Below are 26824 nucleotides of genomic sequence, written 5' to 3' on the forward strand. Positions count from 1 at the left end.
CATATCTAACTGGCAAATTGGGGAAATGACTGGTGGGTCACTAAACTAGATACATGAGTTCTATCACTCCCGATGAGGGCGCCAGCGCGGTTCCGTCCTCGCGGGTGCGTGCTTCTTTGGCCTGGTTAACTGGGCGTTCAAAGAACATTGATCCCCATATTCAAGCCTTGGTGCGGGCGCTACGCGCCAATCATCCCAAAGCCGATATTTCCCTGATTGAACGCGCCTACCAGACGGCCTCGCGCTGCCATGAAGGACAGTTCCGTAAATCGGGGGAGCCATACATCACCCATCCGGTAGCGGTGGCTACTATCCTGGCAGAAATCGGGATGACCAGCACCACCTTGGCGGCGGCACTCCTGCATGACACGGTAGAGGACACCGACTATACCCTGGAGCAGCTGACTGCCGATTTTGGGGAAGAAATCGCCCTCCTAGTTGATGGGGTAACCAAACTCGACAAAGTTACCTACGGACAGGCGGCGCAGTCCGAAACCGTGCGTAAAATGATTATCTCCATGTCCCGTGATATTCGGGTACTGGTGATAAAACTGGGTGACCGCCTGCACAATGCCCGCACCTGGAAATATGTTTCCCCTAAATCGGCGCAAAACAAGGCGCGGGAAACCCTAGAGATTTTTGCCCCCCTCGCACATCGCCTGGGGATGAACACCATCAAATGGGAGTTAGAAGATCTAGCCTTCAAAACCCTCTACCCCGACCTGTATGAAGAAATCGATAACCTGGTGCATGAACGCGCCCCGGAACGCGAAAAGTACCTGAGCGAAGTAATCGACAAGATCAAAGAAGACTTACGGGTAAATAAGATTGCAGGACAAGTAACTGGCCGCCCCAAACATCACTATTCCATCTATCAAAAGATGATTGTGCGCGGACGCGACTTTGACGATATTTATGACCTAGTCGGGGTGAGAGTACTGGTAGATACAGTGCGGGATTGCTATGCGGTTCTTGGGGAAATGCACGCCCGGTGGAACCCGATCCCAGGGCGTTTCAAAGATTATATTGCGATGCCCAAATTCAATCTTTACCAGTCGCTACACACTACGGTGGTAGGCCCTGGCGGCAAACCGGTAGAAATCCAGATTCGTACCTGGGAAATGCACCGCCGCGCAGAATACGGAATCGCGGCTCATTGGCGCTATAAAGAAAACCCCAACGCTAAATCTGCCGGTGATTCCAAAGGGGTATTGGCTGATAGCGGGGAAATGGGGTGGCTGCGCCAATTGGTGGATTGGCAAAAGGAAACCCAAGACCCGGGTGAATTTTTAGATTCGCTCCGCTATGAAATGTCCGGTTCCCGGGTGTATGTGTTCACCCCGGCCGGGGAAGTTAAAGAGCTACCCGCTGGGGCGACACCGGTAGATTTTGCATACGCGGTTCATACCGAGGTCGGCAATCGCACCGTGGGGGCGAAAGTTGGCGGCAAACTGGTGCCGCTAGATACCAAATTGGAAAATGGGGATAGCGTCGAGGTGCTAACTTCTCGCTCTCCTAACTCCGGGCCGTCCCGGGATTGGTTAAAGTTTGTGGCCAGTCCGCGCGCACGCAACAAAATCAAGGCTTGGTTCTCGAAAGAACGCCGCGAAGAGGCTATCGAAGCCGGTCAAGGTCTTATTTCCTCCTATATGCGCAAGCAAAATCTGCCCTTGCAGCGCCTGATGAGTCACGACACTATGACCGCCCTTGCCTCTGGGATGGGTTATTCCGATATTTCTGCTCTCTATGCGGCTGTGGGTAGCCACCATGTTTCGCCAGCACATGTAGTTGAAAAACTGATGGAAAGTGCCGGGGGAGAAGACGGCGCGGAAGAGACCCTGTCCGAGGCCGTGCTTCCCGAACTAGTCGAGGCGCGCCCTAGCGGTGGTAACGAAGGCACCGGGATCCAAGTAGAAGGGATGAAACAGGGAGAAATCTGGACGAAGATTGCCCGCTGCTGTAACCCCCTGCCAGGCGATAAAATCGTAGGGTTTGTGACTCGGGGACACGGGGTTTCCATCCATCGAGAGGAATGCTCCAACGCTCAAAACTTGATGGCGCATCCCGAGCGGGTGGTGCCAGTTTCTTGGGCGGAGCACCCAACCGCCAAGTTCCAGGTAGAAATCGAGATCCAGGCGCTTGATCGCGAGGGACTAATTAATGATGTTACCCAGGTATTGGCGGATTATCGCGCTAATATTTTGGCGGCTGCAATGAATACTTCTTCGGATCGGGTAGCTACTTCCCGGTACACCTTTGAAGTGGCAGATTCTCGTTATTTGCACGCGATTTTGAATGATATCCAAAAGATCCCGGGGGTGTTTTTAGCTAAACGCACTACCGGCACTTTGCGGAAACAACCTGTTAGCCAAAGCCAATAGGAGGGCGCGGTTCCAACTATCCTTACCGGCCAGGTGGGGGTGTTGGTCACAGTAGCGCAGCGCAGCTGGCGGGCTAAGCAGATTAACTTTCCCTAGGCGCACAAAATCATTAGGGGAGTCCCGGCTCGCCCTAGCTGCTTGGCTCTTTACGCCGCCGCCTTCTCTGTTGCACCCGATTGCGTAGATTCCCTGTTGCTGCAGGCGCTGGTGCGAGGACGCATCCAGTTGGATCCAGTAGCGACAATCAGCTGCGCGCCGAGGACGGCGAAAACTCGCGATATAAATCGCCTGTGGCGGATGGGAGTTTCCTGCCCAGACCCAGGCGGCAGAGTGGGCCGACAGGAAACAGCCGCGAGGAAGTAGGGGAGCCAAAAATAGGGCACGCCCATAGATGGAAGCTAAAGTAACCGGCTCAGCCAGTAAATCAACTGCTCCGCACGAGGTGCGAATAAACCGACTGCCGCGCAGCAGCGAGGATCGCGCAGCCCCTTGCAGCGACTGGTTTCCCAAGGCATCAACCAGGATTGCTTCCATGGACTCAGCCTGAAGGACATCAGCAACCTGAAACAAAGCCACCAGTGTCTGGTAAGGAAAACGAAAACCTATGACGGCTGTGGAAAACTGTTATCCCTGGTATCTAGCTTGTGCCAAGAAGGGGTTGTGGGCTTTTTCCAACCCGAATACCGTTGCCGATCCGTGTCCGGGAAGTAGCAGGGTATCCGGATGAATCACATTTTGTAGGGTGCGCAAAGTATGCAGCATCTGCTGGGAGTCACCGCCGGGCAGATCGGTGCGACCTACTGAGCCAGCAAAGATTACGTCTCCTGATAAAGCCAGTTGGTGAGGAGCCTGGTTTTCCTGTCCCGCTTCGCTCAGCCACTGATCGTAAATAGCTTGCATTTCCTGCTTTGCATTGCCGGATAAGGTGTCGGCTTCGAAAAGAAATAACGTAGATCCTTCCGTATGCCCGGGCGCTGGAACTGCCCGCATAAAAATTCCCGGCGCTAGTTCTGCCCCTTCGCTGGTGGCGATCCCGGGCAATACCTGCAAGTTTTCGGGTTCTTTCCAAGGGGGGAGCGATAGTTCGTGTTCGGTACGTTCGCGAGGATCCAGTTCTTCTGGGTGGAAACGGTACTCATCAGGAGCTGGAATATAGACCGGAGCCTTGCCCGCAATAGCGTGGGCATCCCAAATATGGTCAGCGTGTCCATGAGTACACAGTACCGCCGCCACGGTTACCTCTAGGCGCTGCAGCGAGGCTTGCAGCTGGTCCAAGGCGCCGGATCCAGGGTCTACAACCAAGGCTTCGCGACTGCCGGGAGCTAAGAGTAAATAGGGGTTTTCGCCATAGAAGGGTGCATAAAACTTTTCGATCCGCATAGGTTCATCTTAAAGGATGTGCGTCCTTGGTGGTTTAGTTGCTCTAGGGCATAATATGGTTAAGGAGCAATAAGCTCCGCGCGCAGGCGGCTAATCCTAGCCGTTAAAATAACTGATTTAAGGAAAAATTAGTGACTGAACAGCCCGATACCGCTCCGAAGCCCAAACCCGTACCCACCCCGGGGAAGATTCGCTTAGCGAAGGAGAACCTGCCGGTAAAGCCGGTAAAAACCCCTGATTTTTCTGCTGCCTTGCCTTTTGGGCGCGTTGATGACGAAGGACGTGTCTGGGTTAAAGACGGTGAAGCAGAACGCCAGATAGGCCAGTTCCCGGCAGAGGTTCCCGATAATCCTCTTAATATCTATGTGCGGCGCTACCTGGATATAGCCGCTCAAGTATCGCTGTTTGCCGAACGGCTCCCCAGACTAGCTGAACGCGAGATCGACCAGACCATGAAGTCACTGCGCGAACAGGTCAGCGAACCGGCTGCCGTGGGTGATCTGCCGGCACTGCGGGAAAAAGTTGCGCAGCTGCAAGAACAAGCCGATAAACGTAAGGAAGAGGCCGCCGCGCAGCGGGCTGAGGCGAAAGAAGAATCCCGTAAAAACCGCGAAAAAGTAGTAACGCGAGCCGAGGAAATCGCCGCGCAAGATTCTGCTCGCACTCAGTGGAAAAATTCCGGTAAAGAGCTCCGTGATCTGCTGGACGAGTGGAAACGCTTGCAGCATGCTGGCCCGCGGATTGATCGGGGCATAGAAGATGAACTCTGGAAACGCTTTGCTAGCGCCCGATCCACCTTTGATAAAAAGCGGCGCGCCTTCTTCACCGAGTTAGATGCCACCCAGGCGCAGGCCAAGGCCGCGAAAGAAAAACTAATCGCAGAGGCCGAAGCGCTCTCGGATTCTACTAACTGGGGGGAGACCGCTCGCGCCTACCGGGATTTGATGCAGCGTTGGAAGAGCGCGGGACGAGCTTCCCGCCGCGATGATGATGCCCTTTGGCAACGGTTCCACCGGGCGCAGCAAAAGTTCTTTGACGCTCGTAACGCCCAAAGCGAAGCTGTCAATGCTCTAGAAGGGGAGAACCTGGCGAAGAAAGAAGCTCTATTGGTAAAGGCGGAGGCCCTCAAAGAGCTCACCGATGTAGAAGAGATCAAATCTCGCCTGCGTCCCTTACAAGAGCAGTGGGACGAGATCGGCCATGTGCCGCGCGCCGATATCGATCGCGTGGAACGGCGAATGCGAGCCGTAGAGGATCACCTGCGCGACTTGGAAGAGGAAATCTGGCGTAAATCCAACCCAGAAACCAAGGCGCGCGCCGCAGGCATGGCGGGGCAGCTTAAAGATCTTATCGACCAGATTAAGATAGAGATTGCCCAGGCAGAAGCTGACGGGGATACTAAAAAAGCGGCAGAGCTGCAAGAATCCCTGAAAGCTCGGGAGGCTTGGCTAAAGCAAGTGGAGTCCTTTTAGAGGTAAAACGAAAATAAAGAGGTTTTAGATGAGCAAGGCAGGATTATCTCAGGCGAAACAAAAAATGGAGAAAGCCGGGGTTAGTCCGGCCGCAATCTCGGTTTTTTCTCACTACTACCAGGTGTTAGAGGGTGAACATACCGGTTTTATTCCCGAGGAAACGATTTCTCCGCTGACCAGCGTTGATCGTCTGGAAGATAATCAGGTCACCCCGCAGCAAGCACAGGAAGCTTTAGCTAAAACCGTGATGATCAAACTCAATGGGGGATTGGGTACCTCCATGGGAATGGATAAAGCTAAGTCTTTGTTACCGGTGCGCGAGGGGCTCACTTTTCTTGATATCATCTGCCAACAGGTAATGTCCGCGCGGAAGGAATACGGGGTAAGCCTGCCGCTGATTTTCATGAATTCTTTCCGCACTCAAGCGGATACTTTGGCAGCTTTGCAACGCTACCCGGACATTGAAGTTGCTGGTTTACCGCTGGACTTTTTGCAAAATCAAGAGCCGAAACTGCGAGCCGATGATTTGACCCCGGTTTCTTGGGAAAAAGATCCGTCCTTAGAGTGGTGTCCGCCTGGTCACGGAGATATCTACACTGCCCTGTATGGCTCCGGATTGCTAGATAAACTTATTGATGCGGGTTACCGCTATGCGATGACTTCTAACTCCGACAATTTGGGGGCTACCCCGAATGCGGAAATCGCGGGTTGGTTCGCGGCCAGTGGCGCCCCCTATGCAGCAGAGCTTTGCGTGCGTACTATTAATGATCGCAAAGGTGGACATTTAGCGATCCGTAAGGCAGATGGACAATTGATTTTGCGGGATACCGCCCAGACTCCGCCCGAGCAAATGGATTACTTTACCGATGAGCATCGCCATCCGTTCTTCCATACTAATAATCTGTGGTTTGACCTAGTGAAACTACGCGATGCCCTGGTAGAAAGAAACGCCGTATTGGGGCTGCCCCTGATCGCCAACCACAAGACGGTTGATCCTTCCGATCCGGACAGTCCAGCGGTCATTCAAATGGAAACCGCGATGGGGGCGGCGATCGCTTCCTTTAAGGGCGCAACTGCCATTTTGGTACCGCGCAGCCGCTTCCTCCCAGTTAAAACCACTAATGAACTAACTTTGTTGCGTTCTGATATTTACGATCTTGGCGAAGACTATCACCTGCGCAAAGTTAATGAACATGAAGTAGCAGTGGATTTGGATTCCCACTACTTTAAGAAGATCTCTGATTTCGAGGCGCGCTTCCCGGAGGGGGTGCCCTCCCTGCGGCAGGCTACCGGTTTTAAGGTAACCGGCCCCTTTACTTTTGGTAAAGACGTAAAAGTCAAGGGACAGGTTAACCTGGAAACCCAGGAAGAAGAACAGGTGGCTGCGGGCAGCTGCCTGGCTGGATAAGCCTAAAGTCTCCAGGTATAGTCCAGTCTTTTAGGATCGGCGAGCCGAAACCTGCTGCGTCCTCGAGAGTGCCGAGCCGGTAGCGCGGCTTAACCAGGACTATGCTTTTAAAATCGGTAGTGCTAACCGCGACGCTTCCGCTTAAAGTCGCGTTTTTTCCCGTGCCTTTTACCGTTATGTTTACCCGGGCCTTCGTCCTCACGCATCCGGAGGGTGCGCCCCGAGACTCGGGCTTTGGCAATCTTACGGATAGTTTCGGGGGAGAGCGGACGCGCCATCTCTACTAGCGAGAAACTCTGCAAAATATCGATATGCCCCACGTCACCGCCTTTTAGACCGCCTTCTCCGGTGATTGCCCCCACAATGGCTCCGGGTTTTACCCGATCCCGGCGTCCTACCTCCACTCGATAGCGCCGAGAAGAACTAGAGGCGAAGTGGCGGCGGGCGGCTCCCTTTCCGCGGGCGCTATTGCCTGTTTCTTTTTCGCGGCCTTCTTCGAAACTGGCGGAGATAAAGCGCCCTAATTCGTCTACTTTTTCTTCCCGGCGAACCCGGAATTCTAGTTTGCGTTTCTTTGGTCCAAAATCTCCGCTCGCTAAGGCCAGGAGGGCGGCCGCGGCATCCCCAATATCCATACCTTTTGCCACTACTAGATCTTGGATAGCGTCGTAGTAGACTTCCATTTCCCCTTTTTGAAGGCGCCGGCTAATCTGTTCGGTCATCCGATTCGCTCGTGCCTGCGCTACTTGGTCGGGAGAAGGAATAAATACTTCGGTCATTTTTTCGCCGGTCAGTTTTTCAATTACGCGTTTGCGTGGGCGCTCCCGGGGGGTAAAGAAGGTGAGGGAGGTACCTTCCCGTCCAGCTCTTCCGGTGCGGCCAATGCGATGCACATAGGCTTCGGCTTCGCGCGGTACGTCATAGTTGACTACTAATCCGATGCGTTCCACATCCAAGCCACGGGCAGCTACATCAGTGGCCACCAATACATCTAAGGTTCCTTCGCGCAGGCGCGATACAATCCGTTCACGCTCTGCTTGGGCTACATCTCCGCTGATAGCGGCCGCTAAGAATCCGGCGTTTTGCAGTTCGGTTCCCACTTGTTCGGCGTCGATCCGGGTGCGCACAAACACGATGGAAGCCTCGGCCTCACTGAGGGCTAAAACGCGGCATAAAGCCTCGGATTTGAATTTGAAAGGCACTACCGCATAGGTCTGATTTACCGTTTCTACGGTGGACGATTGCGGCGCGATCGAAATTTCTACCGGATCGGATAGGTGACGCTCCGCGATCCGTTTGATGGCGGGAGGCATAGTGGCAGAAAAGAGGGCGCGAATCGCATCCCGGTTAGCGCCGCTAGCGATTTGGTCCACGTCCTCGGAAAATCCCATGCGCAGCATCTCGTCTGCTTCATCTAGGACGAAGAATTTGAGCGCCGATAAGTCTAGTTCCCCGCGCTCCATTAAATCTATAATCCGCCCCGGAGTGCCGACTACGATTTGTGCCCCGTCACGCAAAGCCGCAATCTGTGGGCCGTAGGAGGCGCCTCCATAAACCGGCACTATTTTCAGTTTTAACCCGCGCGCAAAGTCGGTGAGAGCGTTAGCGGACTGGGCTGCCAGCTCCCTGGTAGGAGCCAGAATTAAGGCCTGTACCTGCGGGGTTTTATCGCAGGCCGTCAAAATCGGCAGTCCGAAGGCGGCAGTTTTCCCGGTTCCAGTTTGCGCAATCCCGACTACGTCTCGCCCAGCCATCAAGGGGGGAATGCCTTGCCGCTGTATCGGGGTGGGCTCGGTAAATCCCATATCTGCTAAGGTGCCTAAAATAATTTCCGGCAACCCTAAGTCGGAAAAGAAGGAGGCGTCTTTGGAAGGCGCCTGTTCATCGGCGGGATCTGTCTGCATGCTTTCGTTGCTACCTTCTAGGTCTAGTTCCCCAGTTTCCAGATCGGTTTGGGATTCAAAAGAGGACGCACTTACCCCTGCGGCTATTTCGCTCATTTTTATGCCTGTCTGCTTAAATGTTATTCGCTTTAACGTTACCGGAGGTAGCAGGCAAGTGAACAAATCCCAGCCAGTGAAACGCGACACCAACCCCGGCGGGAAATCCCTCCCACTGGCTCGGGAGGCTAAACTATTAACAGTTAGATGAGGAAAGGAATAGCATTGCTCAGAACGCATGACGCGGGAAGTCTAAACCGCGACCTGGTGGGACAAACAGTAGAACTTGCGGGTTGGCTGGATCGCCGCCGTGATCATGGGGGAGTCTGCTTCATTGATTTACGGGACGCTTCCGGGGTGGCGCAGGTAGTTATTCATGACGAGAAAATCGCTCATGAGCTGCGCAGCGAATATGTTCTGCGGATTAAAGGCGAGGTTCATCCCCGCCCGGAGGGTAACGAGAATCCGGAGCTGCCTACCGGCGAAATCGAGGTTTACGCCGATGAAGTTGAGGTATTGAACCCGGCGGCGGCGCTACCTTTCCAGGTTTCAGTACATGCGGAGGATTCTGGGAAAGTTGGTGAGGACGCCCGCCTGAAATACCGCTACCTGGATTTGCGTCGCCCCGAGATGCAAAAGCGTTTGCGTTTGCGCTCTCAGGTTTCTAAAGTCACTCGCGATACTTTAGATTCTCTAGGTTTCGTAGAAATTGAAACCCCGACTTTGACTCGCTCTACTCCCGAGGGCGCGCGGGACTTTTTGGTTCCAGCTCGCCTCGCCCCGGGCTCATGGTATGCCTTGCCGCAGTCTCCCCAGCTGTTTAAGCAGCTTTTGATGGTGGCGGGAATGGAACGCTACTATCAGATTGCCCGCTGCTACCGCGACGAAGACTTCCGCGCTGATCGCCAGCCAGAGTTTACCCAGCTGGACGTGGAAATGAGCTTTGTTAAGCAAGAGGACGTTATCGAAGTCGCTGAACAGGTACTGACCAACATCTTCAAACTGATTGATGTCAATATCGAAACCCCGATTCCCCATATGACCTACGCTGATGCGATGGCGCGCTTTGGCACTGATAAACCGGATTTGCGTTTTGGTCTGGAACTTACTGACTTGACCGAATACTTCAAAGACACCCCCTTTAGGGTCTTTGCCAATGCCGACTACGTGGGCGGGGTGGTAATGCCGGGAGGCGCCTCCCAGCCGCGGCGTACTTTCGATAAGTGGCAAGACTGGGCGCGTTCGCGCGGCGGTAAAGGTCTGGCCTACGTAAAGGTAGAAGAGGACGGCACTCTCTCTGGGCCGGTAGCCAAGAACCTTACGGACTCGGAGCGCGAGGGACTAGCTGAGGCAACCGGGGCTAAACCAGGGGACTGCATCTTCTTTGGTGCCGGCAAGATTGATGAAGCCCGCGCCCTGCTGGGGGCAGCGCGCCTAGAAATCGGTGCCCGCTGCAACCTGTTGGATCCGAATGAATGGAAGTTCGTTTGGGTGGTTGACGCTCCACTGTTCAAGCCTTCCGCAGCCGCAAAAGCGGAAGGGGATGTGGCGCTGGGAGCTTCTGCTTGGACAGCAGTGCACCATGCTTTTACTTCTCCTAAACCGGAATGGCTTGACCACTTCGAGGACGATCCGGGCAACGCCCTGGCTTACGCGTACGATATTGTGCTTAACGGTAACGAAATCGGGGGCGGTTCTATCCGTATCCATCGCCGTGACGTACAGGAACGTATTTTCCAGGTGATGGGGTTGTCGCCGGAGGCCGCCCAAGAAAAGTTTGGGTTCTTGCTGAACGCCTTCAAATATGGCGCTCCTCCCCACGGCGGAATCGCTTTCGGTTGGGATCGGATCGTCGCTTTGATGACCCACGCGGATTCGATTCGCGACGTGATTGCTTTCCCCAAGTCCGGGGGTGGCTACGATCCGCTAACCGATGCTCCGGCACCTATTACGCCTGAGCAGCGTAAAGAGAGTGGGGTTGACTTCGTTCCGGAGGACGAAGAGGACTAAACGCGATTAAAACTGTATTTGCCGTCCCTACCTGGTTTCGACCTGGTAGGGACGGTTTAGTTTATATCTTCCCGACCTTGCAGCTTAGATTAGGCGGGTTTAGCAGCTAGACGACGCGCCAAAACTGCGCACACCAGTAACTGGAATTGGTGAAATACAATCACCGGGATAGTCACTGCCGCTACGGTAGCGGGCGGGAAAATGATGGCGGCCATGGGTAGGCCGGTAGCCAGGGATTTCTTGGATCCGCACATTAGTAGCACGATCTGGTCGCGACGCTCTAAGGACAGCCAGCGTCCCAGGTTCCAGGTGAGGGTGAGCATAATCGTCAGCACCACCAGGCATTGCGCTAGCAATAATCCCACTTGGAGAGCCGAGATTTTTTGCCAAAGGCCGGCGGCAGTGGCTCCGCAAACAGAGGAGGCTACGATCGCCAAAATGGTGCCGTTATCCGTGGCTTTGGTAAGCGCGCGATGCTGATTTAGCCACTTACCGATATAACGGTGCACTAGCTGCCCTAAAACAAAAGGCAGTAATAGTTGCAACAGCACATTTACTACCCGGGCGGCCTCGATTCCACTGGATCTACCCATCACCATGAACACTAGGGCGGGGGTGAGAATAATGCCGGCGATATTAGAAATGGTGGCAGAACAAATAGCGCCTGCGATATTACCGCCGGCAATAGAGGTAAAGGTTACCGAGGACTGCACCGTAGAGGGGAGCAGAGTTAAGTAGAGGGTTCCTAGGGCGAAAACTGGCCCCAAGAGTTTTAGATCCAGCGGGTGCATTACCACCCCCAGCAAGGGAAAAAGCATGAAGGTGGAAATCGCAACCGCGCCTTGCAGGCGCCAGTTCTTTAATCCTTCCCAGATTTCTTTAGTAGAAAGGCGCGCTCCGTAGAGAAAAAACAGCAATACGATTAAGACGTTTCCCAAATATCCCAGGCCGCTAACCACCACCGCAGGTACGGGAATCAGAATCCCGAGCACCAAAATAACCAGGATGGAAAGGATAAAGGGATCTAGGAACCTGCTGAACCGTTGCCTTGCGCTCACAAAACCAAGATACCGGGGACAGCACTGGTGGTCTAACTTACCTCAAAGGTTGAGGGTTTCGCCTGATAGTCAGACAATAATGTCAAGAGCAATCGGTCTTTAATGGGGCTAGCAATCGGCGAAAGTGCCGACTGCTGGGAACCAGTCCCGCACCGTGATGTTTCGTACCATCCCTGCCTGCACATAGGGGTCGTCTTCTAAAATCTGTTTAGCTTCTTCTGCGTCGCGAGCTAGCATGATGGTCAGCGATCCCTGATCCTGTGAGCTGGTGGTTCTGCCGGTTGAAAGTACCATACCCAGGCTATTTAGTCGGTGCATAAAGGCGCGATGATCGGCGCGAACCTCGTTTTTAAGTCCCACAAGTTTGGGGTCATAGTCGTAGAGGACTATGTAAAGACTCATTCCCTGATTATCTTCATGTCCTGGAGTGGTCATCGTTACCTCCCTATTGCGCCATGGTATCTGAAAGTAGCCTTTAAATACCCACTGCTTCTATTTTACCCCAGGTTATACCTGAAAGTGCGGATTGTTAGGACGCCGATAGTTCTTGATCCCGGGCTACCGCCGCATTTACCGCGGTTCGGGCAGCTGCAGAAAAACCGGCATCTTCCATGGCTAATAGGCCAGCTACGGTGGTGCCCGCCGGGGAGCACACCTGATCCACTAACGCCTGGGGGTTTAAACCTTGGGGCAGATTTTCGAGGACGTTTTGTGCTGAACCAGCTACTGCTTGTGCCACTATCCGGGTGGCTTCCTCTTTCTTAAAACCGTGGGCGACCCCAGCCTGTGCGAGGGCATCAATGAAACGGTAGATCCAGGCAGGCGAACACCCGGCAAGGGCGGCAAAGGCAGCAAAATGATCTTCCGGTACCAACGCAGTTTTACCAATAGCATCAAACATGGCGCGGACTTCCGCTAGGGCTTCGTCGCTAACGTACTGGTTGGCAGCAATCCCGGACATGGACTGGTTGATTTGGGCATTTACATTTGGCATTATCCGCACAAGCGGGGTTTGTGTCGGTAGATGCGCTTCGATGGCAGCTAGCGGTTTCCCGGCAGCCACCGAGATCACTACCGGTTTTGCCGCGAGGGCGTCGTCTAAGTCATCAAGTAGAGGGGCGATCATATAGGGCTTTACCCCCAACAGTAGGTATTTTGCCTGCCTAGCCACGGTGGCGGCGTCCGGGGCTATGGGGAGGGAAAACTTGTCCTCGAGAGAGCGCATGCGTTCGCGGGTACGGTTGAACGCTAAAATATCTGCTGCCTGCATCTTTCCGGAGGATAGTAGGCCGCGCACAATCGCGCCCCCCATAGCGCCAACCCCGATAACCCCTAACTTCGCCATGCGTCCTCCTAAAAAAGTGATTTTAAATAACTGTTCTTATCCTAGCGCGGACAAAATTTAAAGAAATACCTAAACGGGTTATGCTGTTGAGAAGTGGCGTTGATCCGGCAATCACCGAGGAGCCTCTGGAAGAACCCTCGATAGCAGGTAGTAGAACCAGACGGGTAAGCCCGTAATAGCAGTTAATGAGGCTCATATTTTGGGTGAAGCGGGGTGGTACCGCGGGGCTGGAAAGCCTTCGTCCCGGCACTGGCAGTAACGGCTCGAAATAGGTGAGGTTTATCGTGGGCTACTATCCGCGGCATAAAGATGGCGATGTTTCCGCCAATCCGTCTTTCCCCCAGCTAGAGGAAGAGACTTTGAAATATTGGAAGCAGAACGACATTTTCCGCAAGTCAATTGCCCAAAGAGAGGCCGGAGACGCGGGAGCTAACGAGTTCGTGTTCTATGACGGCCCTCCCTTTGCTAATGGCTTGCCCCACTATGGGCATTTGCTGACTGGATACGTAAAAGACGTGGTGGGACGCTACCAGACCATGCAAGGGCACCGGGTGGAGCGGCGCTTTGGTTGGGACACTCATGGGTTGCCGGCCGAGTTAGAAGCAGAACGAATCTTGGAGATTGAAGACAAATCTGAGATCGAGGGCCCTGACGGTATCGGGATTGAAAAGTTTAACCAGACTTGCCGGGAATCGGTGCTGCGCTACACCAAAGAGTGGGAAGAATACGTTACCCGCCAGGCACGCTGGGTAGATTTCGATAACGACTACAAGACTCTTGATGTTAACTATATGGAGTCGGTGATCTGGGCGTTCAAGCAGCTCTACGATAAGGGCTTGGCTTACGAGGGTTTCCGGGTATTGCCCTACTGCTGGAACGACCAGACTCCACTGTCGAACCACGAACTCAAAATGGATGACGATATTTATCAGGATCGTCAAGACAATACCGTGACTGTGGGGTTGCGCCTAGAAACCGGAGAGCTGGCGCTGGTTTGGACCACTACCCCTTGGACGCTGCCCTCTAACTTGGCAATCGCAGTCGGTCCCGAGATTACCTATGTAACCGTGCAAGTAGACCCAGATTTAGAGTCGCCGGTTGCCGGAGAACAAGTTATTATCGCGCGTGACCTGCTTCCTGCCTACGTCAAGGAACTGGGCGAAGATCCTCAAGTCGTGGCCGAATACCCGGGATCTGAGCTGGTGGGACGCTCCTATGAACCGATTTTCGATTACTTTAAAGACCAGCTGGGCGAGGGGGAAACCCCCGGAGCTAAGGCCTATCACGTGCTGGCGGCAGACTTTGTAACCACTACTGACGGCACCGGTCTGGTGCACCAGGCTCCCTACGGCGAGGACGATATGATCCTGCTAACCGCTAATGGGATTAACGCCGTGACCCCGGTAGATGATGCCGGGCTGTTTACTGCGGAGGTTCGCGACTATCAGGGCATGCAGATTTTTGACGCCAATAAGCAGATTATCCGCGACTTCCGACTCGGTAACGAGGACGACCAAGGCCCCTTGGCGCGTACCCCGAAAGAAAAACGGGCAGTGCTGGTGCGCCAACAGTCCTTTGTCCACTCTTATCCGCACTGTTGGCGTTGCCGCAAACCCCTAATCTATAAGCCGGTTTCCTCGTGGTTCGTAAAAGTTACTGACTTTCGTGACCGGATGGTGGAACTAAACCAACAGATCGACTGGGTACCTGACCATATCAAGGATGGGCAGTTCGGTAAATGGCTCGAGGGCGCCCGCGACTGGTCGATTTCGCGTAACCGTTTCTGGGGTAGCCCCATTCCGGTATGGAAATCTGATGACCCTACCTATCCGCGCGTAGATGTTTATGGTTCGCTCGCGGAACTAGAAGCAGATTTCGGGGTAGAAGTTAAAGATCTGCACCGGCCATTCATTGATACTTTGGTGCGTCCTAACCCGGATGATCCCACCGGTAAATCTATGATGCGGCGGATCCCGGACGTGTTGGACTGTTGGTTTGATTCCGGATCTATGCCCTATGCGCAGGTGCATTACCCCTTCGAGAATCAGCAATGGTTCGAGGATCACTATCCCGGTGATTTCATCGTGGAATATATTGGGCAGACCCGCGGCTGGTTCTATCTGCTGCACGTGCTGGCCACGGCGCTGTTTGATCGTCCGGCTTTCACTTCCTGTGTTTCTCACGGGATTGTGCTGGGCGATGATGGCCGTAAAATGTCGAAGTCGCTGCGTAACTACCCGGACGTGAACGAAGTGTTCGACACTTACGGTTCGGATGCGATGCGTTGGTTCCTAATGTCCTCCCCGGTGGTGCGGGGCGGAAACCTGGTGGTAAAGAGCGAGGGGATTCGCGACACCGTTCGCCACGTGATTTTGCCGCTCTGGAATATCTATTATTTCTTCGCCCTCTATGCTGGTTCTTGTAATAAAGGTGCCGGTTACCAGGCGAAAGCGCTGGATCTAACGGATGAAAAGACCCTAGAGCAGCTAGGAGTAATGGACCGCTACCTCTTGGCACGTACCCGTAACCTGGCGCAAAATGTTAAAGAGCTGCTGGATAGCTACGATATTCCGGGGGCTTGCGAGGCAGTTAGTGAGTATCTGGATTTGATGACTAACTGGTATGTGCGTACCTCTCGTGATCGTTTCTGGAACGAGGAGGCCGCCGCTTACGATACGCTTTACACCTGCCTAGAAGTCTTGATGCGAGTGATGGCACCGCTGGCTCCGCTAGTGAGTGAAGAAATCTGGCGGGGACTGATCGGGGGAGAGTCGGTACATCTGTGCGACTATCCGGTAATCCCGGATACGGTGGATGATGCGGCTTTGGTATCGGCTATGGATATGGTACGCGAAGTGGTTTCGGCGGCGCATTCGCTGCGTAAAACCCATGGTTTGCGGGTACGTCAACCGTTGCAGTCCCTAACGGTTGTGGATGATGGTAGCCAACAACTGGCGGACTTTTCCGATTTGATCGCCGGGGAAGTCAACGTGAAGCAGGTGGTGTTGCAGGTTTCTAGTGAATCGGGTTTGCAATTGCAACGGCAGTTGAAACTGAATCCGAAAGTCTTCGCCCCCGAGATTCGCAAAGCCACTTCCCAACTATTTAAGGCGCAAAAAACTGGCCAGTGGCGCGAAGAGGGAGAAACAGTAGTCTTCCCCGAGGTGCTAGTTGATGGTGAGTCGGTTGTCTTAAACGGAGACCAGTTTTCGCTGTCTACCACGGTAGAGGTAGAAGATGGCCAGGTGGCTACGGTGCTAGGTGATGGGGCAGTGGTGGTACTCGATACCGAGATTACCCCCGAGTTGGAAGCCGAAGGCTATGCTCGCGACTTGGTTCGCTCTATTCAAGATGAGCGTAAATCTCAGGATCTACATGTTTCTGACCGTATCGAGTTAGTGCTGGAAGTTCCCGCAGAAAAAGTCCAAAGCGCCCAGGCTCATGTGCAGATGATCGCCCATGAAGTCTTGGCCACGGAGCTTAAGGTTCAGGCCGGCGCGGATGATGCGGTGAAGATTAACATCACCGCGGTACATCCGGTAACGGAATAAATGGATATCAACCTTAAATAAAGAGTTTGTTTATTAGATCGGTTTCCGCCGGCAACTACCAGTTGCCGGCGGAAACTTTTCTATAGGCAATGCGGATTATTCTGCGACTAACACCTCTAGTCCGCTATCTTTAAGTTCGGTGTGCGCCCAATCCGGGGTATCTCTGTCTACAATCGCAGCATTGAAGTCACTGAGGGGACCTACTTTAAATAGGGCAGACCGGCGGAACTTTGAAGCATCTGCTACCAGAATTTTCCGCCGCGAAGCGGCCAGGAGGGCGCGTTTAAATTTGGTTACCTGTTGATCGGGGTGGAAACAATAACCATGATTAATCGCGGTGGCTGACATGAGGCAGAGATCAATGTTTAACTGGCTGACGGCGAGCTCAGTTAAATCCCCGAAATAAGAATCCGCCCACGCCTCATAGGTGCCTCCCAGCAAGATTAGGCGCACCCCCTTTTGCTGTCGCACCCGTTGCGCCAGGAACTCGGCATTAGTAATCACAGTCAGCGGAGCTAGGGACTCCAGATTCTCTACTAGCGGAAGATTGGTTGAGGAATCATCTAGCGCCACCGACATCCCGCTGCGCAAAAACTGTCTAGATAAGCGGGAAATCTCGTTCTTGGTAGCCGCGTTGGTTGCGATTCTTAGACGTGCCGAGGCCTCGATAAGCGAAGATTCGGCGGCAGTTATCTCTTTACGGTTTAGCTGCACTAAATCGCTTTTTTCTAGCTCTGCAATATCGCGGTAGACCGTCATTTCCGACACGCCCAGCTTGGCGGCCAGCTCTTCTACCCGCACCGAACCACCTCGCGCCACCTGCTGTAAAATCAGCTGCTGACGCGAGGCGGGAGTGGCTTTAGTACTCTCAGACACGAGGTAGCACCGCTTTAGCTACTACGTCCTTAACCGCCAGATCTTCCGATTCCAAAATCTGGTTAACCGCTGCCAGTAGCGGCAGTTGATCTTTGATTTCTCTAGCGTGTTGCTCCACAAACTTGGCGGCCAAAGCGGCAGCCGGTACCCCTTCGACGGTTTGCTCCAGGCGATCCATTTCCGCCAGTGCCTCTCTCGGGTTTTCGCCTCGTCCTAGTCGCACACCGTAGACTTTGTTACGCCCCGACAGGCCGGTAACTTCCAGGTCGCCGACTCCGGGCAAACCGAAAGCGGTTTCCATCTTGGCGCCTTGAGACTGTCCCAGCAGCGACATTTCTTTGACGGCCTGGGTGAACGTGGCGGCTTTTAGGTTGTGGTGGGGGATACCGGTAGCTTCTTCTAGACCGTCGGCTATCCCCAGGGCGATCGCATACACGTTCTTCATCGGAGCGCAAATCTCGACTCCGACTTCATCATCACTGTATTCGATAGCGTAGTTTTCGGTGCAGGCTTCGGTGGCATATTTCTTGGCTACCGCCAGATCCTTACAACCAAAGATAGTGGCAGTGGGCTTGCGTCCGGCGCATTCATTGGCTTTAACCGGCCCGGCAATCGCTACGATCGGGGGCAAGTTTTCATAGCCATTTTCTTTCCCTATCCGGCGAATAGCAGTCGGTAGCTGTTCGATAATCCCATTTTCATCGGGGCAGAACCCTTTAGAAGTCAACCAGATGGCATCGGCCTTGGACATTCCCTCCAGTGCCATTTCGGTAATCTTGGGGACTCCGACGGAGGCCACTGACATGACTACCACGTTCGCGCCTTCTAGGGCTTCTGCAAGCTGGTCGCTACGATAGGTTTTGACTCCTTTAGCCAGGGGTTCCTTGGTACGCGGATGGGGTTTTCCGGCCTCGACTGCATCCAGTAGATGATCGTCTAGCCAAGTTCCCCACAGGCGCACCTCCCAGCCCGCATCGGCAACCGGAGTACACAGGGCAGAGCCCATAGCGCCCGCGCCTAGAACAGTAATAACACTCATTTTTTCTCTTTTCTCTTATAGCTCGGCCGCTGGGGACTCGGGCCTAGTGGATGGATACTTGCGTGACAAGTTGTGCAAATCTTCAAAAATGTCTTGTAGGCGGGGATAGAGTTTACGCTGCACGCTGGCTACTTCCTGGTAACGCTGGTGTAGCTGCATGTTCGGTTCAATGGTTTCGCCATAGTGCGCCATCTTGCCAGCGGCGGTGGCGACATCATTCGTGCCGTAAACCCCGGTGGAGGCCATCGCCAGTACCGCAGCCCCCAGGGCTGAAATTTCATCTTCGAGGCAAACGGTGATCGGCAATCCGGTGCAATCCGACATTATCTGGCGCCATAGTTTCGAACGGGTACCCCCGCCCATGGCGCGCAGGCCTTCGAGTTTGACTCCGGTACCCTTTTCGATCGAATCCAGGTTCAAACGCATTTCAAAGCCGATCGACTCTAAAATCGAACGATACATATGGGCGCGCGAGTGGGTGCCGCGCCAGCCAACTACTGCTCCGCGGGCTACCGAATCCCAGTAGGGGCTTTGGACTGCATTCCAGTAGGGCAAGGTGATCAAGCCTTCACAGCCCGGCGGAATCTGGGAGGCAGCATCATCAAGGGCGGGATCTGGCTCGCCCAGTAGTTTGGGGTCGCCTAGAGCCTCCCGGAACCAACCTGCCAGGTAGGATCCGGAGGACTGCAATACTTCAAACACATAGTTCCCGGGAATTCCGGAAACGTGGGTGCGGAATACCGGGTCGTAGCGATATTCGGGGGATTCCACGCCTGCGTTCACCGCGGTGCCCAGATTGAGGAACGCGATTTCCGGGCTGGTAGCTGCCGCCCCGATCCCGGCGGCTTGTCCATCGCCCAGTCCAGCAATAATAGGGACTTCTTTAATGCCCCATTCGGCTGCTAGATCCGGCAATAGGGTTCCCATAGGTTTGGAGGGCTCAACCAGATCGGCCATCTGTTCCCGGGTGACTCCGGCTATCTCTAAAAGTTCGGGGGCATAGTCGCGTTTTTGGACATCGAATAGCCCCAGAGAGTCGGTGGCGGCTTGCGAGGATACCCATTTTCCGATTAGGCGGAAGGCAATATAGCCGTGGACTTCCACCACTTTATGGGCTTTTTTGAAAACTTCGGGTTCATTTTCTTTAACCCAGGCCATTTTGTAGATGCCAGGGGTAACCCCGGCAGGTTTACCGGATAGTTGATGAATGTGTTCGCTGCCGTATTTACGGATCTGATCGGTGGCACGCCCATCTAGCCACAAAATTCCGTTTCTTAGGGGGCGGCCATCTTTATCGAAGGGGGCGAAAGATTCGCGCTGATGGGTGATGCCGATGGCGGCTACGCGTTCGCGATCCTTGGTACTTATCTTGGAGAGCACTTCGCCGATTACGGCGTAAACGCTTTCCCACCAGCGCAAAGGATTGTGTTCATAGTGATCCATAGCGGGGGTGTGTAGCTGGATATTGCGTTTGGCGGTATGCCATACGGTTCCAGAAGCATCTACCAAAATAGCTTTTGAGGAGGTAGTGGAAGAGTCAATCGCTACTACCAAAGGGCCTTCGGAGAGGCGGCGGTGTTCTTTCGTCATGTTTTTGCATTCTCCTTCGAATGTGGAAGCCGACAGTTCCAGGGTAGCTAACAAATGTCGATAATACAACAGTTTTATTGTTTTATTTAACAGTTATCCTGTTAAATCCTTGGCGCTAGGAGATTTTGTCTGCTTACGGGAGGCAGAAAACGGATGGTTTTAGGCAAGAAGGGGTAAAAGTTGGGAGGGCGGTCGATCCCTCAGTAGGATATGAGCTGAAAAGGGGGAGCAAGTGCAAAGTCAAGACGGTCAAGAACGCCAGGTCAACCCGTACGAAGAGATTGCGAAAAACGCTCACGGCGAGAGCGGAGGGATAGATCCCGAGCTATTGCCCTATCTTGTGGAAGCCGACCGGCAAGAACGTATCGATTTACCAATCAGCGATAACTTAGCAGATCAGCAAGACAGTGAGCGCCTGCGGGCGGCACTGCAAGCGGGCGGGATAGTTTTGCCCGAGGAGCTCGCAGACCCGGAAGCCGCAAAAGACGAAGAAAACGCAGACAATGGCCGCGACAGTTCCGCACCTGCAACGGCAGCGGATTCGCCGACTTCGGATGAATCCTTGCAAGCGGATTTCGAGGTGGCTCAAGTCTATGCCCGCATTCTTTCTAGGCGCCCTGAACATAATATTTCGCCAACTAAAGCCCGGATCGAGCGCGCCCTCGACTATCTTTCTGACCCGCAGCTGTCTTATCCCAGTTTGCATATAGCTGGCACCAACGGGAAAACCTCTACTGCGCGGATCGCTGACAGTCTCTTAAGTACCCAGGGCCTGCGGGTAGGGCGTTTTACCTCTCCACACCTGGTGAGCGTGCGGGAGAGAATCTCGATTGACGGGGAACCGATCAGGGCCCAGGCATTCTTGCAAGCCAATCAGGACGTAGAACCGATTATCGCCCTCGCCGATAAAGAGGGCGAAAGCGCCGGTCAAGGACATCTTTCTTTCTTTGAATATCTAACCGCTTTGGCTTTTCAAGCCTTTGCTGCCGCCCCTATCGATGTGGGAGTAATCGAAGTGGGGATGGGGGGACGCTGGGATTCCACCAATGTCCTCGACAGTGCGGTGCAGGTTATCTGTCCGATTTCCTTTGATCATGAAAAATGGTTAGGGGATACGCTGACGCAGATCGCCCAGGAAAAGGCAGGGATTATCCGACCAGGTGCCACCGTTATTTGCGCCCCGCAAGCCGACGAAGCACTCCAGGTAATTCGGCAGGCGTGCCAGGAAAAAAATGCCACCTTGCGTCTATATGGTGAGGACTTCCAAGTTAGGGAGCAGAAAATGGCGGTTGGGGGACAGGTATTCACCCTGACCACGCCGGCAGCCACCTATCAAGATCTCTACCTGCCGCTCTTTGGTAGTCATCAGGCGGTAAACGCTGCCCTGGCAATAACGGCAGTCGAAGCGCTGGGGGCAGGTAAAGCACTTTCCGAGGAAGTGTTGGCAGCCGGCCTCGATGCGGCACGCTCCCCCGGGCGCCTGGAGGTATTGGGAGGCTCTCCTACGGTTGTCGTAGATGCGGCGCATAATCCGGCAGGGGCAGCGGCACTTAGATCTGGGATTGAGGACGCGTTCGGATTCCAAAAAGTAGTGGGCGTTTTCTCGGCTATGGGAGATAAAAATGTGGAAGGTATCCTCGCGGAAATGGAGCCGTTGCTAGATGCCGTGGTGACTTTGCCGATGGAGGGCGAACGCGCCATGGAACCGGTGGAACTGGCGAAAATCGCGGGAGAAGTCTTCGGCGCCGAACAAACTTTTGCGGCTCCTAACCTGCTAGACGCGGTAGATCAAGCGGTCTCGTTAACCGAAGAAGGAAATCTTCCCGCTGACGCGGTCGGGATCGTAATATTTGGTTCTGTAGTTTTGGCGGGGCAAGCTCGCCAGTTGCTCTCCGCCCGGATAAAACCGGAAAATACTTCCCATTAAGCCCAGAACTATGCAAGTAGTAAGCAATCTCTAAGTAAATGTGAAAAGATATCAAGGTGACTTTAACCGTAGCAGTCGACGCCTATATGCTTGCAGAAGCTAACCTAGTGGGTTGGGCATGGGTGATTGACCAAGACAATTGGGCGTGCGGATACGAGGAGGATTCCGCATCGATAACGCAAGCCCAATTTCGAGCGGTTTTTTCTTTTGTTCGTCGCTGTAACCAGGTTAATGAACCGCTGGTTATTTTCACTTCTTCCGAATATGTAGCGGCAGTGCTGCAAACTTGGCGGCATAAATGGCGCAGTAACGACTGGCAGAAACTCGATGGAATGCCGGTTACTGATCTTTCTATTATTCGTAATATTGATCGTTTTCTGGAAGGGAAATCTTTGCAAGTTGCCTGTGCAGGCTCTAAAGAACAAGCTCTGTTGACGCAGGCACATATTTACGCGCGCGAAGTGGTTTATGCCCACCGTGACGGCAAAGAAATAAACCTAGGTCCAGGGATTAGCCCCGAACTGCTCAGCGGCAATTACCGGCAGAACCTAGAGGGTTTAGTGGTTAGCGAATGCCCAATGCCGAAGGTCGAGGAAAATATTCCCGATAACGTCACCAAGCTTCCCCGCAATCCTCAGAGCCCGCAGACGGGAACTTCCTGGCGGGAAGGCCCCAATTCGGGGCCGGTCGGCGTTGGGGGATTAGGATCTCCCGCGCGGGGAGCCGCCGCCAATTTACGGGCTATCACCCAGGTAGTAAGAGACGAGGATCTGCGTTTTCAAAAGTATTGTGCCAGTGCGGATCGGGTAAGAATTAGGGAATTGATGCATCCGGATTTTATGTCGATCGGGGAACTGGGGGTTCCCATTTCCCGAACCGAGGCCGCGGCTCTCTTGGCAGAGGCTCCGCCTTCGCCCTCGGAAGTAGAGGTACGCGAGCTAGGTCCTCACACCGCACAGGTTATCTATTTTGATTCCGATTCGGTGCAGTCCTGGATTTGGATTCGTTACCAAAACAATCAGGCACGCATGATTTTTCAGCAGATCACCAAGCGTCCCCCCGATATTTTTGGGATGTAACTGCGGTTGCGGTTCTTGGAGGGGGATTCTCCCGGATTTATGGGGGTTAAATAACCTCGTCAATAATTGGGGTGGTTCATGTGTTTACGGGTAAATGCCCATTTTTACTGAAAATGAAGGTATAAAAATGTTCTTTGGCTCCGGGTTTCCCGGAGCCAAAGAACATTAGCAGGAATATTAACTTTTAGCTAGTTAGAGATCCTACAGTCCAACCTCGGCAGAGAAGTCGCCTTCTTCTAGGCGCTTCTTTACCGTAGTCAGGTAACGAGCTGCATCCGCGCCGTCGATTAGACGGTGGTCATAAGATAGCGCCAGGTACACCAGGGAACGCACCGCAATAGTGTCGTTTCCTTCAGAATCTTTCACTACCATCGGCCGGCGCACAATCGTGCCCAGTCCCAAAATCGCTTCCTCCGGGTAGTTAACTACCGGCGTATCGAAGAGGGCGCCACGCGAACCAGTATTGGTAATCGAGAAAGTACCGCCAGACATTTCATCAATACTGATAGAACCGTCGCGAACTTTCGCGGCCAGCTCGTTGATCTTGCGGGCAATAGCCGCGATCGTCAGATCGCCACAGTTCTTGATAACCGGAACCATCAGACCCTTCTCCGAGTCAACCGCGATACCTACGTTTTCGTGATCAAAGTAGGTGACCTCGTTGGTTTCGTCATTTACCCGCGAGTTGATCTTCGGATGTGCCTTCAGGGCTTCCACGGCCGCTTTCACAAAGAAGGGCAAGAAGGACAACTTGGTGCCTTCTCGCTGCGCAAAAGAGTCTTTGGCGCGCGCTCGCAGATTTGCGATCCGGGTAACGTCCACCTCTACCACCGTAGTTAGCTGCGCGGTGGAGGCCAGCGAATTCATCATGTGCTTGGCGATAGTTTGGCGCATCCGGGATAGTTTCTCGGTCTTGCCCCGTTCTTGCGCCGGCTCGATCGGAGGTAGCGGAGCTGCGGGCACTTCCGGAGCTGCTGCCGGTGCCGTTTGCGGTTTCTGCGCAGCTGCCAACACGTCCTCGCGCCGGATCCGCCCGCCTACGCCACTGCCTTTAAGGGTGGAAATATCTACTCCCTTTTCGCGCGCTAGCTTGCGTACGATCGGAGTTACGTAACCGCCGCTTACCTGCTTGGCTGCCTGCGGTTTGTCCTCTGGCTGTGAGGGGGTGGCTGGAGGTGTCGGAGCCGCCGGCGCCTTAGGCGCAGCGGGAGCCGGAGGAGCTGCCGGTGGCTGCGGCGCGGCTGGAGCTGCCTCAGCTTTGGGAGCCGCCGGAGCGACCGGAGCTGCGGGAAGATTATCGGAGGGTGGTACCACCTGTCCCTGGGCAGTCATCGTACCCGGATAACCGGTGTGTACCTGCGGGTAAGCCCATTGGACTACGTGATGGTCGCCCTCGCGTTTGATAGAAGACGGAATGCCCGCACCCGGTAGTTCTTCCAGATTGTCCGGCAGGGAGGGAGCCGGGGGAACCGCAGGAGCTGCCGGAGCAGCAGGTGCCGCGGGGGTGGGGGACGCAGCCGGTGCGGCGGGTGCGCTGCTTTGAGCCGGAGCCGCCGCGCTATTGCCTACGCGGCAAAGCACGGTGCCCACATCTACGGTTTCATCCTCTTGTACCAAAATCTCAGTGACTACCCCGGCGATCGGGGAAGGCACTTCCGAATCAACTTTGTCAGTGGACACTTCCAATAAGGGCTCGTCCACCTCTACTCGGTCGCCGACTTTCTTCAGCCAGCGAGAAACGGTGCCCTCGGTTACCGATTCGCCTAGAGCCGGCATTTCCACGGCTTGTCCGTCACCTGCCGGGGTTTCCGGCATCGGGGGAGTCGCCGGGATAGAGGGAGCAGGAGTGTCTTGTGTCTGAGGTGCTGGCGAGCTAGCAGGGGCATCCGCGCCAACTTCGCTTGCTTCACCTACCCGGCAAACTACCGTTCCTACGTCTACGGTTTCATCCTCTTCCATCAAAATTTCGGTGATCACCCCCGCGATGGGAGAGGGAACTTCAGAGTCAACCTTGTCGGTGGAAACCTCCAGTAGCGGTTCATCTACTGCTACCTGATCCCCAACCTTCTTTAACCAGCGAGAAACTGTACCTTCGGTTACCGATTCGCCCAGAGCGGGCATCTCAATATCTTGTGCCATGTTATTAATCTACCTTTCTGGACCTTAGGAATGTAAGGGTTTGCCGGCAAGAGCCATTCCAGCTTCACCAATTGCTTCATCTTGGGTGGGGTGGGTGTGTACTAGAGCCGCCAAATCTTCCGGGAAGGCCTCCCAGTTGACCATAAGCTGGCCTTCACCAACCAGTTCGCCTACCCGTTTTCCTAGGGCATGGAACCCTACGATCGGGCCGTCTTTTTGCGCCACCAGTTTAATGATTCCGCCAGTGCCCAGAATCTGGGATTTGCCGTTGCCGGCCAGATTGTATTCGGTAACTTTCACCTGGTCTTTGCCGAATTTTTCTTCCGCTTGCGTCTGCGTTAAACCAACCGAAGCGATCTCGGGTTCACAGAAAGTGACCCGCGGAATATTGGGCTCTACCAAGGGCTGAGGATCCAGACCACCTAAGTATTCGGCCAGGAAAATCCCTTGCGCGAAACCACGATGCGCCAGCTGTAGACCGGGAACAATATCGCCAACGGCATATACCCCGGGAACGTTAGTCATCAAGTGTTCATCTACCGGGATAAAACCGCGATCAATATTTACCCCGATTTGTTCAAATCCCATGTCTTGGGTGCGCGGACCGCGTCCCACGGCTACCAGCAGCAGGTCGGCATCAAAAGTATCGCCTGACTGGGTTTTAACCTGCACCGAGTTACCAGTTTGGGTAACTGAATCGAACATGGTGCCGGTCTTGAAGGTGATACCGCGGCTACGGAATGCCCGCTCTAGACCCTTAGAAATGGAGGCGTCCTCGTTATTAGCTAAATGAGGCAAGCCTTCAATCACGGTTACCTCGGTGCCCAGGGAAGCCCACAGGCTCGCGAACTCGATTCCGATAACTCCGCCGCCGAGCACCACTGCCTTGTTGGGAACCCAATCAAGTTGCAGCGCCTGATCGGAAGTGATCACTCGCCCCTCGATTTCCAGACCGGGCAGAGACTTCGAATAAGAGCCGGTAGCGAGTACCAGGTTTTTCCCTTGGTAAGTCTGGTCGCCAACCTGGACAGTATTGGCGCTGACCACTCGACCCCATCCTTGGATGTAGTCGATCTTGCGGGATTTCACCAGCCCCTGTAGTCCCTTGTATAAGCGAGAAATGGTCTTGTCCCGGAATCGCCCCACCTCGTTCATATCAACGCCGTCAAAGGTGGCTTTTACGCCCAGACGAGAGGCTTCTTTGATGGCATCCACGGTTTCTGCCACGTGCAACATTGCCTTGGTCGGGATGCAGCCCCGGTGGAGGCAGGTGCCGCCCACTTTGTCCCCCTCGATGAGGGCGACTTTCATTCCCAGTTGGGAAGCGCGCAAGGCGGTAGCGTATCCACCGCTGCCTGCGCCCAAGACTACAATGTCATAGGTGCTCGTCATTGTGATGTTCTCCTTGATAAAAGCACGGCTATGTCTGGCCATGACCGGGCGAGGCAAGAACCTTACCCAAAGGTTTATCCCTGCCGGCACATTTACAGACACCTGCAAACATTGTTTCATTTTTGAATAGCAAACGCACGGTGGAATTACGCTCTTTCTAAAGATGGCGAAAAAATGTGAAGGAGAATACATAAATATTATTGAGCTTGGGGTGAGAGTGGAGGGGGGTGGCGACTA

Annotated in this window: 18 protein-coding genes; 7 read left to right on the forward strand and 11 right to left on the reverse strand. The window is 54.1% G+C overall.

What is annotated here, in order from left to right:
* The first annotated feature begins 53 nt into the window (after positions 1 to 53).
* A complete protein-coding gene (locus ACZ5BI_RS04165) occupies positions 54 to 2381 on the forward strand; it encodes a RelA/SpoT family protein (RefSeq protein ID WP_238128121.1) in 2328 nt (775 codons plus the stop codon).
* Here the strand turns inward: ACZ5BI_RS04165 and ACZ5BI_RS04170 are convergent.
* Both ACZ5BI_RS04170 and ACZ5BI_RS04175 read right to left on the reverse strand, forming a co-directional pair.
* On the reverse strand, positions 2325 to 2915 hold the full coding sequence (locus ACZ5BI_RS04170; RefSeq protein ID WP_024058909.1) for a hypothetical protein: 591 nt from the start codon (positions 2913 to 2915) through the stop codon (positions 2325 to 2327). The genes ACZ5BI_RS04165 and ACZ5BI_RS04170 overlap by 57 nt on opposite strands.
* Before the next feature lie 90 nt (positions 2916 to 3005).
* Positions 3006 to 3761: an MBL fold metallo-hydrolase gene (locus tag ACZ5BI_RS04175; protein WP_278613273.1), complete on the reverse strand. Its 756-nt coding sequence runs from the start codon at positions 3759 to 3761 to the stop codon at positions 3006 to 3008.
* A gap of 131 nt (positions 3762 to 3892) precedes the next feature.
* On the opposite strand from ACZ5BI_RS04175, the gene ACZ5BI_RS04180 reads away from it, so the two are divergent.
* Complete coding sequence (locus ACZ5BI_RS04180) at positions 3893 to 5233, forward strand: DUF349 domain-containing protein (RefSeq protein WP_316098671.1); 1341 nt, start codon at positions 3893 to 3895, stop codon at positions 5231 to 5233.
* 28 nt (positions 5234 to 5261) lie between these two features.
* Positions 5262 to 6641, forward strand: coding sequence for a UTP--glucose-1-phosphate uridylyltransferase (locus ACZ5BI_RS04185; protein WP_316087329.1), 1380 nt, complete (start codon positions 5262 to 5264; stop codon positions 6639 to 6641).
* Between the two features lie 122 nt (positions 6642 to 6763).
* On the opposite strand, the gene ACZ5BI_RS04190 is transcribed toward ACZ5BI_RS04185, so the two are convergent.
* Positions 6764 to 8545: a DEAD/DEAH box helicase gene (locus tag ACZ5BI_RS04190; protein WP_464896778.1), complete on the reverse strand. Its 1782-nt coding sequence runs from the start codon at positions 8543 to 8545 to the stop codon at positions 6764 to 6766.
* Positions 8546 to 8806: 261 nt separating this feature from the next.
* On the opposite strand from ACZ5BI_RS04190, the gene aspS reads away from it, so the two are divergent.
* Positions 8807 to 10591: an aspartate--tRNA ligase gene (aspS, locus tag ACZ5BI_RS04195; RefSeq protein ID WP_464896717.1), complete on the forward strand. Its 1785-nt coding sequence runs from the start codon at positions 8807 to 8809 to the stop codon at positions 10589 to 10591.
* A gap of 89 nt (positions 10592 to 10680) precedes the next feature.
* Here aspS and ACZ5BI_RS04200 read toward each other — a convergent pair whose 3' ends face one another.
* From ACZ5BI_RS04200 to proC, 3 genes are all read right to left on the reverse strand, one after another.
* A complete protein-coding gene (locus ACZ5BI_RS04200; RefSeq protein WP_464896718.1) occupies positions 10681 to 11649 on the reverse strand; it encodes a bile acid:sodium symporter family protein in 969 nt (322 codons plus the stop codon).
* Positions 11650 to 11757: 108 nt separating this feature from the next.
* Entirely contained in the window at positions 11758 to 12084 is a 327-nt protein-coding gene (locus tag ACZ5BI_RS04205; protein ID WP_238128127.1) for a YciI family protein, read from the reverse strand.
* A gap of 94 nt (positions 12085 to 12178) precedes the next feature.
* Positions 12179 to 12994 (reverse strand): pyrroline-5-carboxylate reductase, encoded by an 816-nt coding sequence (gene proC / locus ACZ5BI_RS04210; protein WP_464896719.1) that lies wholly within the window; start codon positions 12992 to 12994, stop codon positions 12179 to 12181.
* 281 nt (positions 12995 to 13275) lie between these two features.
* Between proC and ileS the strand changes: the two genes are divergently transcribed.
* Positions 13276 to 16545: an isoleucine--tRNA ligase gene (gene ileS, locus ACZ5BI_RS04215; RefSeq protein ID WP_464896779.1), complete on the forward strand. Its 3270-nt coding sequence runs from the start codon at positions 13276 to 13278 to the stop codon at positions 16543 to 16545.
* Between the two features lie 96 nt (positions 16546 to 16641).
* Here ileS and ACZ5BI_RS04220 read toward each other — a convergent pair whose 3' ends face one another.
* Genes ACZ5BI_RS04220 through ACZ5BI_RS04230 form a run of 3 tightly spaced genes read right to left on the reverse strand, consistent with a single transcriptional unit; the run spans position 16642 to position 20050 of the window.
* Positions 16642 to 17421, reverse strand: a complete 780-nt coding sequence (locus ACZ5BI_RS04220; protein ID WP_464896720.1) for a DeoR/GlpR family DNA-binding transcription regulator — start codon at positions 17419 to 17421, stop codon at positions 16642 to 16644.
* Positions 17414 to 18460 (reverse strand): NAD(P)H-dependent glycerol-3-phosphate dehydrogenase, encoded by a 1047-nt coding sequence (locus ACZ5BI_RS04225; protein WP_464896721.1) that lies wholly within the window; start codon positions 18458 to 18460, stop codon positions 17414 to 17416. The genes ACZ5BI_RS04220 and ACZ5BI_RS04225 overlap by 8 nt, the downstream gene beginning before the upstream one ends.
* A 15-nt stretch (positions 18461 to 18475) precedes the next feature.
* Entirely contained in the window at positions 18476 to 20050 is a 1575-nt protein-coding gene (locus tag ACZ5BI_RS04230; RefSeq protein ID WP_464896722.1) for a xylulokinase, read from the reverse strand.
* A gap of 232 nt (positions 20051 to 20282) precedes the next feature.
* Between ACZ5BI_RS04230 and ACZ5BI_RS04235 the strand changes: the two genes are divergently transcribed.
* Both ACZ5BI_RS04235 and ACZ5BI_RS04240 read left to right on the forward strand, forming a co-directional pair.
* Positions 20283 to 21977: a bifunctional folylpolyglutamate synthase/dihydrofolate synthase gene (locus tag ACZ5BI_RS04235; protein ID WP_464896723.1), complete on the forward strand. Its 1695-nt coding sequence runs from the start codon at positions 20283 to 20285 to the stop codon at positions 21975 to 21977.
* A gap of 56 nt (positions 21978 to 22033) precedes the next feature.
* On the forward strand, positions 22034 to 23056 hold the full coding sequence (locus tag ACZ5BI_RS04240) for an RNase H family protein (protein WP_464896724.1): 1023 nt from the start codon (positions 22034 to 22036) through the stop codon (positions 23054 to 23056).
* Positions 23057 to 23257: 201 nt separating this feature from the next.
* Here the strand turns inward: ACZ5BI_RS04240 and sucB are convergent, their stop codons facing one another.
* Complete coding sequence (gene sucB, locus ACZ5BI_RS04245) at positions 23258 to 25195, reverse strand: 2-oxoglutarate dehydrogenase, E2 component, dihydrolipoamide succinyltransferase (protein ID WP_464896725.1); 1938 nt, start codon at positions 25193 to 25195, stop codon at positions 23258 to 23260.
* A 24-nt stretch (positions 25196 to 25219) separates the two neighbouring features.
* On the reverse strand, positions 25220 to 26587 hold the full coding sequence (gene lpdA / locus ACZ5BI_RS04250) for a dihydrolipoyl dehydrogenase (protein ID WP_464896726.1): 1368 nt from the start codon (positions 26585 to 26587) through the stop codon (positions 25220 to 25222).
* Between the last annotated feature and the right edge of the window lie 237 nt (positions 26588 to 26824).

This window comes from Varibaculum sp. GTC20041 (assembly GCF_055387755.1).

Bases quoted from the DNA above. Each gene is read 5' to 3' on its own strand.
- ACZ5BI_RS04230 (WP_464896722.1), bottom strand. From the start codon at position 20,050: ATGACGAAAGAACACCGCCGCCTCTCCGAAGGCCCTTTGGTAGTAGCG.
- sucB (WP_464896725.1), bottom strand. From the start codon at position 25,195: ATGGCACAAGATATTGAGATGCCCGCTCTGGGCGAATCGGTAACCGAA.
- ACZ5BI_RS04165 (WP_238128121.1), top strand. From the start codon at position 54: ATGAGTTCTATCACTCCCGATGAGGGCGCCAGCGCGGTTCCGTCCTCG.
- ACZ5BI_RS04190 (WP_464896778.1), bottom strand. From the start codon at position 8,545: ATGCAGACAGATCCCGCCGATGAACAGGCGCCTTCCAAAGACGCCTCC.
- ACZ5BI_RS04225 (WP_464896721.1), bottom strand. From the start codon at position 18,460: ATGAGTGTTATTACTGTTCTAGGCGCGGGCGCTATGGGCTCTGCCCTG.
- ACZ5BI_RS04205 (WP_238128127.1), bottom strand. From the start codon at position 12,084: ATGACCACTCCAGGACATGAAGATAATCAGGGAATGAGTCTTTACATA.
- ACZ5BI_RS04185 (WP_316087329.1), top strand. From the start codon at position 5,262: ATGAGCAAGGCAGGATTATCTCAGGCGAAACAAAAAATGGAGAAAGCC.
- lpdA (WP_464896726.1), bottom strand. From the start codon at position 26,587: ATGACGAGCACCTATGACATTGTAGTCTTGGGCGCAGGCAGCGGTGGA.
- proC (WP_464896719.1), bottom strand. From the start codon at position 12,994: ATGGCGAAGTTAGGGGTTATCGGGGTTGGCGCTATGGGGGGCGCGATT.
- ACZ5BI_RS04170 (WP_024058909.1), bottom strand. From the start codon at position 2,915: ATGGAAGCAATCCTGGTTGATGCCTTGGGAAACCAGTCGCTGCAAGGG.
- ACZ5BI_RS04175 (WP_278613273.1), bottom strand. From the start codon at position 3,761: ATGCGGATCGAAAAGTTTTATGCACCCTTCTATGGCGAAAACCCCTAT.